The sequence below is a fragment of the Nocardia acidivorans NBRC 108247 genome, from assembly GCF_001625085.1.
In the GTDB taxonomy this organism is placed as follows: Bacteria; Actinomycetota; Actinomycetes; order Mycobacteriales; family Mycobacteriaceae; genus Nocardia; species Nocardia acidivorans.
In genome coordinates this window covers 109,960-122,126 of sequence record NZ_BDAW01000013.1, presented here as the reverse complement: position 1 = coordinate 122,126, position 12,167 = coordinate 109,960, and the positions used below count along the sequence as shown (strand labels likewise).

15 protein-coding genes are annotated in these 12,167 nt (G+C 66.1%); 8 read left to right on the top strand and 7 right to left on the bottom strand.

What is annotated here, in order from left to right; all coding sequences use genetic code 11:
* Positions 1-23: 23 nt before the first annotated feature.
* Complete coding sequence (locus tag NA10_RS07765; RefSeq protein ID WP_067565142.1) at positions 24-656, bottom strand: TetR/AcrR family transcriptional regulator; 633 nt, start codon at positions 654-656, stop codon at positions 24-26.
* A 96-nt stretch (positions 657-752) separates the two neighbouring features.
* Between NA10_RS07765 and NA10_RS07760 the strand changes: the two genes are divergently transcribed.
* From NA10_RS07760 to NA10_RS07740, 5 genes are read left to right on the top strand one after another with little or no spacing between them, the layout of a single operon-like run.
* Complete coding sequence (locus NA10_RS07760; protein ID WP_067565139.1) at positions 753-1,904, top strand: acyl-CoA dehydrogenase family protein; 1,152 nt, start codon at positions 753-755, stop codon at positions 1,902-1,904.
* Positions 1,905-1,934: 30 nt separating this feature from the next.
* Entirely contained in the window at positions 1,935-2,687 is a 753-nt protein-coding gene (gene fabG / locus NA10_RS07755) for a 3-oxoacyl-ACP reductase FabG (RefSeq protein WP_067565136.1), read from the top strand.
* A gap of 22 nt (positions 2,688-2,709) precedes the next feature.
* The gene (locus NA10_RS07750; protein WP_067565133.1) at positions 2,710-3,867 is read left to right on the top strand and encodes an acyl-CoA dehydrogenase family protein; all 1,158 of its coding nucleotides are present in this window, start codon (positions 2,710-2,712) and stop codon (positions 3,865-3,867) included.
* Between the two features lie 35 nt (positions 3,868-3,902).
* Positions 3,903-5,387 carry a long-chain-fatty-acid--CoA ligase gene (locus tag NA10_RS07745; RefSeq protein WP_067565130.1) on the top strand — a complete coding sequence of 495 codons (1,485 nt, stop codon included), beginning with the start codon at positions 3,903-3,905 and terminating at the stop codon, positions 5,385-5,387.
* Positions 5,384-5,836: a MaoC family dehydratase gene (locus tag NA10_RS07740; protein ID WP_067565127.1), complete on the top strand. Its 453-nt coding sequence runs from the start codon at positions 5,384-5,386 to the stop codon at positions 5,834-5,836. The genes NA10_RS07745 and NA10_RS07740 overlap by 4 nt, the downstream gene beginning before the upstream one ends.
* Before the next feature lie 40 nt (positions 5,837-5,876).
* Here NA10_RS07740 and NA10_RS07735 read toward each other — a convergent pair whose 3' ends face one another.
* From NA10_RS07735 to NA10_RS37920, 3 genes are all read right to left on the bottom strand, one after another.
* Entirely contained in the window at positions 5,877-6,341 is a 465-nt protein-coding gene (locus tag NA10_RS07735) for a VOC family protein (protein ID WP_067565438.1), read from the bottom strand.
* A 359-nt stretch (positions 6,342-6,700) separates the two neighbouring features.
* Positions 6,701-7,393 (bottom strand): YdcF family protein, encoded by a 693-nt coding sequence (locus tag NA10_RS07730; protein WP_084514403.1) that lies wholly within the window; start codon positions 7,391-7,393, stop codon positions 6,701-6,703.
* A gap of 368 nt (positions 7,394-7,761) precedes the next feature.
* Positions 7,762-7,938 (bottom strand): hypothetical protein, encoded by a 177-nt coding sequence (locus NA10_RS37920; RefSeq protein WP_174562482.1) that lies wholly within the window; start codon positions 7,936-7,938, stop codon positions 7,762-7,764.
* Positions 7,939-8,010: 72 nt separating this feature from the next.
* On the opposite strand from NA10_RS37920, the gene NA10_RS07725 reads away from it, so the two are divergent.
* On the top strand, positions 8,011-8,286 hold the full coding sequence (locus NA10_RS07725) for an Lrp/AsnC family transcriptional regulator (protein ID WP_067565124.1): 276 nt from the start codon (positions 8,011-8,013) through the stop codon (positions 8,284-8,286).
* 3 nt (positions 8,287-8,289) lie between these two features.
* Here the strand turns inward: NA10_RS07725 and NA10_RS07720 are convergent, their stop codons facing one another.
* The 3 genes from NA10_RS07720 to NA10_RS07710 form a co-directional block, all read right to left on the bottom strand.
* Positions 8,290-8,643 (bottom strand): hypothetical protein, encoded by a 354-nt coding sequence (locus tag NA10_RS07720; RefSeq protein WP_067565121.1) that lies wholly within the window; start codon positions 8,641-8,643, stop codon positions 8,290-8,292.
* A 166-nt stretch (positions 8,644-8,809) separates the two neighbouring features.
* Entirely contained in the window at positions 8,810-9,865 is a 1,056-nt protein-coding gene (gene trpD, locus NA10_RS07715; protein WP_067565118.1) for an anthranilate phosphoribosyltransferase, read from the bottom strand.
* 122 nt (positions 9,866-9,987) lie between these two features.
* The gene (locus NA10_RS07710) at positions 9,988-10,398 is read right to left on the bottom strand and encodes a hypothetical protein (RefSeq protein WP_067565115.1); all 411 of its coding nucleotides are present in this window, start codon (positions 10,396-10,398) and stop codon (positions 9,988-9,990) included.
* 178 nt (positions 10,399-10,576) lie between these two features.
* On the opposite strand from NA10_RS07710, the gene ctaE reads away from it, so the two are divergent.
* Both ctaE and qcrC read left to right on the top strand, forming a co-directional pair.
* Positions 10,577-11,188, top strand: a complete 612-nt coding sequence (gene ctaE, locus NA10_RS07705; protein WP_067565112.1) for an aa3-type cytochrome oxidase subunit III — start codon at positions 10,577-10,579, stop codon at positions 11,186-11,188.
* Between the two features lie 82 nt (positions 11,189-11,270).
* Entirely contained in the window at positions 11,271-12,134 is an 864-nt protein-coding gene (qcrC, locus tag NA10_RS07700) for a cytochrome bc1 complex diheme cytochrome c subunit (RefSeq protein ID WP_067565109.1), read from the top strand.
* Positions 12,135-12,167 lie beyond the last annotated feature (33 nt).

Sequence of the window (12,167 nt, the reverse complement as noted above, 5' to 3'; positions counted from 1 at the left end):
TGAATCGTACGAAAGATCAAGTACTACTCGCTTACCCGCTCCGGGAAACGGGCCGTGAGGCCGTCGACGAAGGCGGTCAGGGCCAATTCGAAACTCTCGGAATCGATCTCGTCGGCGCGGGCGCGCAGCAGATGCGCCTGCTCCAAGTGCGGGTAGCGGTCGCGGTAAACCTGCACGTCATCGACGAAACCGCGGGAGAAGGAGCCGATGGTCGCGCCCATGACCAGATAGCGGGTGGCCGCGCCGATCATGGTGGCTTCGCGCGGCGGCCAGCCCGCGCCGACCAATCCGCCGTGGACGGCGTCGGCGTGCCTCAGGTTCTCATCCCGCTTGCCCGGACCGGCCGCCAGATAGGGCACGAAGTTGGGGTGGGCGACGAGTTCATCGCGGTAGGACCGCGCCCAGGACATCAACCCGTGCTGCCAATCCCCGGATTCGAACGCCGAGGTGTCGACCCGGCTCATGATTCCGGCGGCGATGTCATCGAGGAGATCGTCCTTGGTGGGGTAGTGCCCGTACAGCGAGGCGGCCTGCACACCCAGTTCGGCCGCGAGCTTGCGCATGGACAGCTCGGCCAGCCCGTCCCGATCGACCAGGGTCAGCGCGGCATCGCGAATGCGTTCGCGACTCAGCAGCGGCACCTTCGGTCTGGCCATTGGTCGAAGTTATCACCCGGGTCTTGAAAAACCGAACACCGTTAGGATAGTTTCGCAGGCATAAACCTAACAACGTTTGGTTAGGAGCCATTCAGCATGGACTTCGAGCTCGGCGAGGCACAACGCGCACTCCGCGAGGTCGCCCGCGCCTGGGTGGACAAAGAGGTCGTCCCCTTCGCCGCCGCCTGGGATCGCGAAGAATCGGTGGACACCGCCATCGTCGGCAAACTCGGCGAGATGGGCTTCCTCGGCATCGAGATTCCCGAGGAGTACGGCGGCTCCGGCGGCACCGCCCTGGACTACTGCCTGCTCCTCGAGGAACTCGGGCGCGGCGACAGTTCGGTGCGCGGGATCGTCTCGGTCTCACTCGGATTGGTGAGCAAATCCATCAAGACCTACGGCAGCGCCGAGCAGAAGCGAGAGTGGTTGCCGCGCTTGTGTTCCGGGCAGGCGCTGGGCTGCTTCGCGCTCACCGAACCCGAGACCGGCTCCGATGCGGGCAACCTCACCGCCAAAGCCGTTCGGGACGGCGATGATTGGCTCCTCTCGGGTACGAAGATCTTCATCACCAATGGCACCTGGGCCGATGTGGCGATCGTCTTCGCGCGCAGCGGCGGAGCCGGGCCGCGGGGTGTGACCGCCTTCCTGGTGCCCACCGATGCGCCCGGGTTCACCCGCACCGAGATCAAAGGCAAGCTCGGATTGCGCGGTCAGGCCACCGCCGAACTCGTGCTCGATCAGGTGCGGGTGCCGGACTCCGCGCGCCTCGGCGACGAAGGTCGGGGCTTCACAATCGCCATGGCCGCACTCGACAAGGGGCGAATGGGCGTGGCCGCCGGATGTGTCGGCGTCGCCCGGGGCTGCCTCGAGGCCGCGGTGAAATACGCTCGGGAGCGCGAGCAGTTCGGCAAGCCCATTGCCTCCTATCAGCTGGTTCAGGAACTGCTCGCCGATATCGCCGTCGACGTCGAGGCGGCACGGCTGCTCGCCTGGCGGGTCGCCGACCTGGTGGAGCGCGGTAAACCGTTCGGCACCGAAGCCTCGGTCGCCAAACTGTTCGCCAGCGAGGCCGCGGTCAAGGCGGCGAACAATGCCATTCAGGTCTTCGGCGGATACGGGTACATCGACGAATTCCCGGCCGCCAAATACCTGCGCGACGCCCGGGTGCTCACGCTGTACGAGGGCACCAGCCAGATTCAGAAGCTGCTCATCGGACGCGCCCTCACCGGCGTGAACGCCTTCAACTGATCAAACACTCACGCTGACAAGGAGTTTTGTATGACTTCGAAGGTTGCATTCGTCACGGGCGCGGCGCGCGGAATCGGGGCGGCCACCGCCTCGCGGCTCGCGGCCGACGGGTTCACCGTGGTGATCGCCGATCTGGACGAGGCCGCCTGTAAGACCGCCGTCGACGCCATTGTCGCCGCCGGCGGCAAGGCCATCGCGGTGGGCTGCAATGTCGCCGATGAGGCTTCCGTCGACGCCGCGTTCGAACGCGTTGTGGCGGAACTGGGTTCGGTCGATGTGCTGGTCAACAACGCCGGTGTACTGCGCGACAACCTGCTGTTCAAGATGTCGGTCGAGGACTGGGACACCGTCATGTCGGTGCATCTGCGCGGCGCGTTCCTGTGCAGCCGGGCGGCGCAGCGGTACATGGTGAAGCAGAAGTCCGGCAAGATCGTGAACACCTCCAGCGTGTCCGCGCTGGGCAGCCGCGGGCAGGCCAATTACTCGGCGGCCAAGATGGGCATTCAGGGCTTCACCCGGACGCTGGCCATCGAACTCGGGCCCTACGGCATCAATGTGAACGCGGTCGCGCCCGGTTTCATCGTCACCGATATGACCGATGCCACCGCCGCCCGCGTGGGGGTGGATCCGGCCGAATTCCGTAAGGCCGCAGCGGAAGTCACCCCGCTGCGCCGGGTCGGCCAGCCCGAGGATATCGCCAATGTGGTGTCGTTCCTGGCCTCCGAGGACTCCTCTTTCGTCACCGGCCAGACGATCTACGTCGACGGCGGCCGCAAGCTCTGACTATCGGAAAGACTGAAGAACAATGCAGAGAACAGTTTTCGACGCCGATCACGACGCCTTTCGTAAGACGGTGCGCGCCTTCATCGAATCGGAGGTCGCACCGCATTACGACCGGTGGTACGAGGCGGGCATCGTGCCGCGCGACTTCTACTACAAGCTGGCCGAACTCGGCGTCTTCGGTATCGAGGTGCCGGAGGAGTTCGGCGGCGCGGGGATCGAATCCTTCAAGTTCCAGACCATTCTCATCGAGGAGTGCGCCCGCGCGGCCGTCTCCTTCGGCGGCTCCAGCGTGCACGTGGGCCTGTGCCTGCCGTACCTGAAGATGCTGGCCACCCAGGAGCAGAAGGAGCGCATGCTCCCGGGCTTCGTGAGCGGTGAGATCATGTTCGCCATTGCCATGACCGAGCCCGGCACCGGTTCGGATCTGGCCGGAATGCGCACCACCGCAAAGCTTTCCGAGGACGGCACGCACTATGTGCTGAACGGGTCCAAGACTTTCATCACCGGCGGCGTGCACGCCGATCGGGTGATCGTCTGCGCCCGCACCGCCGCGCCGCTGGAAAACGATCGCCGCCATGGCATTTCGCTGTTCATGGTGGATACCAAGTCGCCCGGTTATGTCGTGGGTCGCAAGCTGGACAAGCTGGGGCTCAAGACCTCCGATACCGCCGAACTGAACTTCACCGATGTGCGGGTGCCGGTGGAGGATCTGCTCGGTGAGGAGAACAAGGGCTTCCGGTACCTCGGCCTCAACCTGCCACAGGAGCGGCTCTCCATTGCCGTCGGCGCGTACGCGCAGGCCACCGCCGCCATCGCGTTCGCCAAGGAATACACCAAGCAGCGCAATGTCTTCGGGCAGCCGGTCGCCAGCTTCCAGAACACCAAGTTCGAGCTGGCCGCCTGTCAGGCCGAGGTCGACGCCGCCGAGGCCGTGGTGGATCGCGGGCTCGAGGCACTGGACGCCGGAACCCTCACCCCGGCCGATGCCGCCTCCGCCAAGCTGTTCTGCACCGAGGTCGCCGCGCGCGTCATCGACCGCTGCCTGCAACTGCACGGGGGCTACGGGTTCATCAACGAATACCCGATCGCCCGCCTCTACGCGGACAACCGCGTGAACCGCATCTACGGCGGCACCAGCGAGGTCATGAAGATGATCATCGCCAAGGACATGGGGCTATAACCCGCATCCACTATCGCTCCGACCCCGAGGTCTCCATGAACGCGACTCTCTCCCTGGCCAGCATTCTCGCCGAACCGGCGCGGCGACGCCCCGACCACCTCGCCTTGATCGAAGGGGCGCAACGGATTACGTTCGCTGACCTGTGGCGGCAGGCCCGCGAACAGGCCGGAGCGCTCATCGCGCTCGGCGTGCGGCCCGGGGATCGGGTCGCGCTGATGGGACCCAATACCGCGGACTTCCCTCGTGCCTACTTCGCGATTCTCGCGGCGGGCGCGACGGTGGTGCCGGTGCATCTGCTGCTCACCGCTCCCGAGGCCGAATATGTGCTGCGGGACAGCGGTGCGACGCTGCTCATCTGCCACGATATGGTGGCTCCGGTCGGCACGGCCGCGGCGGAGGCCGCCGGGATTCGCTGTGTGAGCCCGAAAGAACTTGTCGGCGAAGCCATTGCGACGTCCGTTTCCCGCAGTCCGCTCGATACCGCGGTGGTGTTCTACACCAGCGGCACCACCGGTACGCCCAAGGGCGCGGAGCTGAGTCACCTCAATATGGTCATGTGCGCGACGGTGAACGCCTTCGACGCCAATGAGGTGCATCGCGACGATATCGCCCTGGGCGCACTGCCGCTGTTCCACGTCTTCGGGCAGACCGTCTCGATGAACTCGCACTGGCGAGTCGGCGCGACCCTGGTGCTGCTGCCGAGATTCGATGCGGCAGAGGCGATTCGACTGATGAACGCCGAGCGCATCAATACCTTCCACGGGGTCCCGACCATGTACCTCGGGCTGCTGGAGGCGGCGAAACAGGCCGAGCGGCTGCCCGAGCTCAAACTCTGCATCAGCGGCGGCGCGGCCCTGCCGCCCTCGGTGCTCGAGGAGTTCGAACGCGTCTATGGCGCGAATGTGCTGGAAGGCTACGGACTTTCGGAGACCTCACCCACCGCCACGGTGAACCAGCCGCAGCTCGGGGCGCGGGCCGGGACGGTCGGGCACGCGGTCTGGGGCGTGGACGCCGAGATCGCCGATCCCGAGGTGCGCGACCGCATCGAACTGCTCCCCGCCGGGAGTATCGGCGAGGTGGTGGTGCGCGGTCACAATGTGTTCAGCGGCTATACCGGGCGGCCCGAGGCCACCGCGGAGGTCATGGTGGACGGTTGGTTCCGCACCGGTGACCTCGGCACCAAGGATGAAGACGGCTACCTGCGCATTGTCGACCGCATCAAGGAGATGATCATCCGCGGCGGCTTCAATGTGTATCCGACCGAGGTGGAGGCCGCGCTCATGCGGCATCCCAAGATCGCCCAGGCCGCGGTGATCGGCGTACCCGATGACAACTACGGCGAGGAGATCCTGGCCGTCGTCGTCCCGGCGGAACCGATCACCGCAGACGAGGTGATCGATTACGCCCGCGCGCAGGTCGCGCGCTACAAGTACCCGCGCCGTGTCGAATTCCTCACCGAACTCCCGCTCGGACCGACCCATAAGATCCTCAAGCGAGAACTGAAGGAGCGTTTCGCATGATCGACTTCGCCACCTTCGACCAGCTGCGCGCGGCGGCCGGCACCGAAATCGGTGTCAGTGATTGGTTTCTCGTGGACCAGCGGCGTATCGACCAGTTCGCCGAGGCCACCGGCGATCACCAGTGGATTCACGTCGATCCGGTGCGGGCGGCGCAGGGGCCGTACGGGCGCACCATCGCACACGGGTTCCTGACACTGTCCCTGGTGGTGCCCATGACCGCCCAGGTGATGGAAGTCAGCTGCGCTCGGATGGCAATCAACTACGGGCTCAACAAGGTTCGCTTCATCAACCCGGTGCCGGTGGGCAGTCGCATCCGAGGACGATTCACCCTGAATTCGGTGACCGATATCGCGGGCGGCGTGCAGGCCGAGCGTACGGTCACCGTCGAGATCGAGGGCGAAGCCAAACCCGCGTGTGTCGCGGAGAGCATCGCCCGCTACCTGTCCTGAGTGCCGAATCGGCGTGAGAACCTCTCGCGCCCACGCCGATTCAGCGTTCGGGGAGCCAGGAATTCGGATCGGCGATCGGTGTGCCGTAGCCGGGGCGATCGGCGACATCGGCGCTGTGCTCGTCCCAGGTGTAGATATGCAGATCCAGTCCGTCGGGATCGTTGAACACCAGCAGCCAGCCGACCGAGGCATCGATCACGGGGGAGTGCGAGACACCGTTCTCATCCAGATGCGCCGCCCAGCGCACCAGATCGTCCCGCCCCCGCGCACCGAGGCTGACCGGGTCGAACCCCTTGCATCCCTGTGCGGCGGCCGGATTCTCGCGCAGGCACAGCATGGACGGGCTGATGCCGGGGAGTTCGCCCGCGACGCCGCGCACCATCCCGTCGTCGTCATCGAACTGCATGGTCGGGCGGTAACCGAGCACCTCGCGATACCAGCGCACCGAGCGCACCAGATCGGTGACCGGGATCTTGATGTGATGAATGCCTGCCAGTTCGGGCATCGGGATCACCTTCTCGAATTTCACCGCAGCGGCACTGCGGTAGCTATTGATAGGATGCTCCTCGCCAACCGGTCAAGAGGGCGTATCGCGCGGCCAAACGCGCCGAGAGCGCGGAGGCCGCGGCCGGGCGCACCTACGAGTTCTGGCTCGGGCTCACGCGGAATCTCCTGCGCGCCGGTGTATTACGCCCGGAGCTCGATGCCGAGTTGGCCGCCGATATCACCTTCGCGCTGGGTTCACCCCATATCTTCCGGCTGCTGCGGCGGCAAAGGGGTTGGGACGCAGCGTGATACCGGGTGTGGCTCACCGGGTCGGTCAGCGCGCAACTCTTGCGCGAGTGACGAGCCCGGGGCGGGCAGCTACTTCGCGGGGCCGAAAGGCTGTGCCGAGAGCGGGGCTTCGTCCGGGGTCATGGTCGCCACCACGGCGATGCCCGCGGAGCGGAAATTGCTCAGCGCCCGGGCGATATGGTCCGCCGAGGTGATCAGGATGGCCGCGTGCGCGCCGATCGCCTCCATGAGCTGCGCCGAGAACGCCGCGTTCTGCACCGTCGAATTCGCTTTGGTCTCACTGTGAATGCGGTCCGGATGGATCCCGCGCGCGATCATCCAGTCCGCCATGGCCTGCGCCTCGGTGCGACCCGCCACCGGATTGCCGCCGGTGACGATCACCGGGGCCTCCGGGGAGAGCAGAGCCGAGACGTATCCGGCGTACAGGCGATTGATCAGCTCCGGGCGCATATCGCCGTCCGGTTGCAAGCCGTAGCCGAGCACCACGATCGCGGTGGTGGGGCTGAACATGGCGGGCAGGTCGAGGCCGGGCAGATCCAGCCCCGGCATCAGATTGGTCACCGAATTGAGTGCGGAGACAACATCTTCGGAGATGCCCGCGATCGGGGTGGCGGGGATGACCACACCCTCGGCATGAGCCGGGATGGCGGCGGCCGCGATCGCCGCGACCGTGGCCCCCGCGAGCAGGGTGCGCACGGCGAGGCGGGCGGTATTTCGGGAGAGGTGGCGCAGAACCGGAACAGCCGGCAGCGGATCGAGCATCGGAAACCCCCTGGATAGCCACTAGTGACTACTAGTCGGTTCACATTTTGATCCATGATCGCCCGGAATCCCCGGTCCGGTACGGGGAATCGCGAAAACAAGACCCCACTTCCTGGAACTTGTTCACTCACCGGGACGTTGGTGTTCAGCGGAAGGCGTCCCGGTGGGCTCGGCACCACTGCTCGAAGGTGCGCGGTGCCCGGCCCAGCAGCTCGGCGACCGTATCGGTGCGCAGTCCGAGTGTGTCCGAACGCATCCGATCGAAGGATTCGCGAATCGCCTCGGTCAGCGCCAAGGCCGCGACCGCCGCGATATCGGCGGGGTCGATGGGCGCGAAACGTCCCGGTCCGGTCGGATCGAGAATGGGCTCATTCGCGCGGATCGCCGATCGCCCAGAAGGAGGAGATCAGGACGATCCGCTCGACCCCGGCCGTACGGGCGGCCGCCACGGCGTGTTCGGTGTGGTCCATACCGGTGCCCGGCACGCTGATGTCCGCGCTGGCAAAGATCCACGCCAGCGCCACCGAACTCCTCGGCGGACCCATCGATCAACCCGGCACGCTGCCCGACTGACGCAACCGGCAACGCCGCGACGGTGATCACCTAGAGTTGGGCGCATGATTACCGCGATCGTGCTGATCCACGCCGAGTCCGACCGCATTCCTGAGACCGCGCAGGAGTTGGCGGATATCGACGGCGTGGCCGAGGTCTATTCGTGCGCGGGCGATGTGGATCTGATCGCCGTCGTGCGGGTGCGCGAATACGAGCGCATCGCCGAAGTCGTGACCGGGCATATCAACAAGACCCCGGGCGTGGTGCGCACCGCGACCCATATCGCCTTCAAGTCCTACTCGCGCGCCGATGTCGAGGCGGGCTTCTCCATCGGCGAGTAGGGCTCAATCCGTCTGGACCGACGCGCCCAGCGGGGTGGCGGTGCGGCCGGATTCCACCACATGGGTGACCCCGCCTTTGCAGCCGGGTAGCAGGTACACGCGTATCTCGCGGTCGGTCCTGTTCTCCACGGCAATGCGGCGGGGCACCTTGCGAATGGTCAGGCAGCCGGACGGGCCGTCGTAATCGCGCCCGTCCACGGTCAGCGTGCCCGCGACCGTCTGTCGTGCGATGGGATTGACCGGATGCGCGCCGCTCTCGGGCACCGCGCCCAGCAGTCCGCCCACGCCGAGTATCGCCGCGACCGTGAGAAAACCACGCCGCCAAGGGATTCCGCAGTGCTCACCGATGTACGCCATTACGGCGCGGAGATCGACGCACCGGCAACCGACAGTCGCAATCGCACCATGTCGCACATCCTCGACTCGGTCCGTACGGCGATCACCGCGCCCAGCAGCGGAAACCGCCTGCTCAACGCCCATACTGTAGCGCCGTCGCGGGCATCCCACCGGCAAACGCGCGGGGCTACTCCGCGCCGAGCTGATTGGTGACGGTCACCCAGCGGTCCAGTAGGTCCGCGGCCGCGCCGGTGTCGATGGCGGCGGCGACCTTCTCCAGCGCCACCGCCAGCTGCGAATGCAGATCACCGGTGGCGGATTCGGGGGTCATTTCGAAAGCGACCACGGCGGCGGCCGAATTCAGCAGCACCGCATCGCGCACCGGCCCGAGCTCACCGGCGAGCATAGTGCGGGCGATCGCCGCGTTCATGGCCGCGTCACCACCCTTGAGCGCCGCCGGATCCACCCGCTCGATACCCAATTTCGTTGGGTCGATGGTGGTTTCGACGCTCCGGCCGCCCGCGACCACCCAGGCGTCGGTGGTGTCCGCGGTGGTGATCTCGTCCAGGCCGTCATTGCCGCGCACGATCAGCGCGGTCGAGCCGCGGCTCGCGAACACCCCCGCGATGGTCGGCAGCAGCTCCGCGAACGCGCAGCCGATGAGTCCGGCGGTGGGCTGGGCCGGATTGGTCAGCGGGCCCAGGATATTGAAGACAGTGGGGATGCCGATCTCACCGCGCGCCTTGGACGCGTATCGCAGCGAGGGGTGGAAGACCGGGGCGAAACAGAAGCCGATCCCGACCTCCCGCACCGATGTCGCCACCGACTGCGGGCCGAGGGCGATCTTCACCCCGAGCGCCTCCAGCACATCCGCGCCGCCGCTCTTGGACGAGGCCGCGCGATTGCCGTGCTTGACCACCGGAATCCCGGTGGCCGCCACCACGATCGAGGACATGGTGGAGATATTCACCGTGCCGGACCGATCGCCGCCGGTGCCGACGATATCGACCGCGCGGCCCTCGTACGGCACCCGGCGCGCGTGCGACAGCATGCCGTCTGCCAATCCGCCCAGCTCATCGGGGGTGGGGCCCTTCATCTTGAGCGCCACGCCGAAGGCCGCGATCTGCGCCGAGGTCGCGCTGTCGGTGAAGATCTCGTTCATGGCCCACGCGGCCTCATCCGCGGACAGGTCGTTGCCGTCGGTGAGGATGCCGAGAATTTCTCGCCAGCTGCGCGCGCTCATTGACTCTTCCATTCGGGTTCAACCAACTCTCGGGACTCTCAGGGGCTCAGCCCCCGAACCCCCGGGAATCCGGAGTGATGTCGGGCCACCAGTGTTGTCGGAGCAAGCCTAGTGCGCGGGGGCTATTTCTTTTCCTTTGGTTGGCCCGGTGCGGGTTGCAGGGCGTCCCAGCCGAGAGCGTCGCCGTCATGGCGCTGAGCCAGGCCCGCCATCCGGGAGCGCTCCTGCGAACAGTGCAGCGCGTCCAGGATCTGCACGCGCCGCAAGATCATGTTCACGTCGTAGTCGTAGTCGGCCAATTCATAGCCATCCTGTGCGGCTATCAATGCGACGGCTTCCATCTGTTTCGGCGGAATGCGCAGGTGATGCCGCAGGACGACCGGTTGGTCGGCGGCCCAGTTCTCCGCGCGGGCCAGCGCCGCCGAACACGCCTCGGCATCATCGAAACTCGACGCCACCACGACGAGATCGCCACGCCCGGGATCCAGTTCCGTTGTCCCGCCGCGCCGCAGCAGCTTTCGCACCCACTCCATCGCTGTGTCCAACTCCTCGAATCATGGCTCAGGTTTCTCTTACCCGGTCAATCTAGGCTGGTCCGTGACACGCCGAGCGCCCCACGAGAGGCTTGCTCGCCCTGCGGTTTCCGACACGTCCGACGAAGTTTCGTACCCCGCTATGTCTGTCGTACTACGACAAGTCATACTTACCGGCGTGACGACCGCAGTAGGGACCCCAGGATCGGCCATTACCCAGCGAGTGCATTCGCTGAACCGGCCCAACATGGTCAGCGTCGGTACCATCATCTGGCTGTCGAGCGAGTTGATGTTCTTCGCCGGCCTGTTCGCCATGTACTTTGTCGCCCGCGCACAGGCCCACGGCAAGTGGCCGATGGAGCCGACCGAGCTGAATCTCAAGCTCGCCGTGCCGGTGACCGCCGTGCTGGTGGCCTCGTCCTTCACCTGCCAGATGGGTGTCTTCGCCGCCGAGCGCGGCGATGTGTTCGGCCTGCGTCGCTGGTACACCGTCACCCTGATCATGGGCGCGATGTTCGTCGCCGGTCAGGGCTACGAGTACACCAACCTGGTCAAAGAAGGCACCACGATCTCCAGCACCGTGTACGGCTCGGTCTTCTACATCACCACCGGCTTCCACGGCCTGCACGTCATCGGCGGTCTGATCGCCTTCGTGTTCCTGCTGATCCGCACCTCGCTCAGCAAGTTCACACCCGCGCAGGCGACCGCCGCGATCGTTGTCTCCTACTACTGGCACTTCGTCGACATCGTTTGGATCGGGCTCTTCGCCACGATCTACTTCATCCGCTAGCGCGGATCCAGTACCACGGCCCAGCCCGCCGTAGGCACGAAGCTTCTGACAAGTCGGTTCCGTCTACTCCAAAGGGACACAGATGAGTTCATCTCCCCCGTCAGCGCCAGATCCCAGCGAGGGGATCGGCGAGGCCACCAAGACCCGCAAGCAGCGGCGCCTGCGCCGCAAGCTGGCCGGCGGTCTGGTTCTTCTGATGGGCCTCGTCGGAGCCGGCTTCGCGGCATCGGCCCTGACCCCGCAGGCGCAGGTCGCCACCGCGCACGAGGACCAGTCCGCGCTGATCCGCGAGGGCAAGCAGATCTACGACACCTCCTGCGTCACCTGCCACGGCGCCAACCTGCAGGGTGTCCAGGATCGTGGCCCGAGCCTCATCGGCGTCGGTGAGGCCGCGGTGTACTTCCAGGTTTCCTCCGGTCGTATGCCCGCCGCCCGCAATGAGGCGCAGATCGTTCGTAAGCCCCCGAAGTTCGACGCGCACCAGACCGATGCGCTCGGCGCTTACATCCAGGCCAATGGCGGCGGTCCGACCGTCGTGCGGGACGCCAACGGCGAGATCGCGCAGGAGTCCATCATCGCCGGAGCCGATCTCGGCCGCGGTGGCGAACTCTTCCGCATGAACTGTGCCTCCTGCCACAACTTCACCGGTAAGGGCGGCGCGCTGTCCTCCGGTAAGTTCGCCCCGCCCCTGGAGGAGGCGAGCGAGCAGCAGATCTACCTGGCCATGCTCACCGGCCCGCAGAACATGCCCAAGTTCTCCGACCGGCAGCTGACGCCGGAGGAGAAGAAGGACATCGTCGCGTACATCAAGGACCGCATGGAGACCAAGTCCGAGGGCGGCTACGGCCTCGGCGGCTTCGGTCCCGCGACCGAGGGTCTGGCCATCTGGATCGTCGGCATCGTGGCCCTGGTCGGATCGGCCATGTGGATCGGGTCCCGATCATGACCGCGTCAGGCCCGCAGGCGGCAGCGCAGCGTA